The sequence below is a fragment of the Streptomyces prasinopilosus genome (genome assembly GCF_001419695.1).
Taxonomy (GTDB): domain Bacteria; phylum Actinomycetota; class Actinomycetes; order Streptomycetales; family Streptomycetaceae; genus Streptomyces; species Streptomyces prasinopilosus.
Window position 1 is genome coordinate 1 of record NZ_LIRG01000715.1, and the last position, 1,160, is coordinate 1,160.

Here is a 1,160-nt window from a genome sequence, read left to right on the forward strand (position 1 = left end):
CCGCGCGCGCCGGAGGCGAAGCGCAGCAGGCAGTTCACGTAGTCCTCGTTCTCCACCGGGCCGAGTTCGCCTCCGGCGGCACGGGAATGACCCGCGGTGGCGCCGGCCGGGCGGGCCCGATCGGGCAGGAAGATCGCCGTGTCGGCGGTCAGCGAGGCGATGTCGCCGAGCAGGAAGCGGGCCAGGTCGGCGCCGTGCGAGGCCAGGTCGCCGAGCACTCCGCTGCCGCCGCGCTCCCGCTCGTAGCGCCAGGTCAGGGCGGACTCGGGGTGGGCGGCGTAGTCGCTGAACAGACGGAAGCGGGCGTGGGTGACGGTGCCGATGTCACCGGCGGCGATCAGCGCGCGGGCCGCTTCCACGGCGGGCGCGTTGCGGTAGTTGAAGCCGACCGCGCTGCGGACGCCGGCCTTCTCGACGGCGTCCGCCACCGCGCGGGCGTCGTCGGCGGTGAGCCCGACCGGCTTCTCGATCCAGATGTGCTTGCCGGCCTCGGCCATCGCGACGCCGATCTCACGGTGCAGGAAGTTCGGGGCCGTGATGCTGACCGCCCGGATGCTCGGGTCGGCGGCCACATCACGCCAGTCGCGGGTGGCGCGGGCGAACCCGAACCGCGCGGCGGCCTCCTCGGCCCGGCCCGGAACCTCCTCGGCGACCGTGACCAGCTCCGGGCGCAGGGCGAGCTGCGGATAGTGGTGCGGCACCCGCGCGTACGCCTGGGTGTGCACCCGCCCCATCCAGCCGAATCCGATGACGGCGACACCGAGCGTATCCACCATGAGAGCCCTTCCTCGGACCGTTCCGTACCCGGACCGTTCCCTGTTCCGTCGTTCCATTCGTCCTTGTCCAGACAAACCTTGAGTGCGCACGGGTGAGGGTGTCAAGGAGTGGATCGGGCGGGCGGCACCCGTCCGCGAGGGAGCGGGCGGAACGGCCGGCCGTTCCGTCCGGATGGGCTCAGGGCCCCCGGGCCCCCGCCCGGGGAGAGCGGCGATGCCCGGCCGAGGCCGCCCGCGCGGCGGAGAGCGGGCCGAGCGGCCTGCCGTCCCGGGCACGGCGACGACCAGGGCCGTGACCGACGGCGAACCCCTCATCTGCTCCCGGTTCGACCAGGAACTCCACCCCCACGCCCGGGAGTTCTCCGGCCGGCGGGCCGGCGGGCC

The 1,160-nt window shown here is 74.4% G+C and carries 1 protein-coding gene; it reads right to left on the reverse strand.

Features of this window, described 5'->3' with window-relative positions; all coding sequences use genetic code 11:
* On the reverse strand, positions 1–776 hold a 776-nt coding region (locus AOK18_RS25100), incomplete at its 3' end, for a Gfo/Idh/MocA family protein (RefSeq protein ID WP_055695804.1).
* Between the last annotated feature and the right edge of the window lie 384 nt (positions 777–1,160).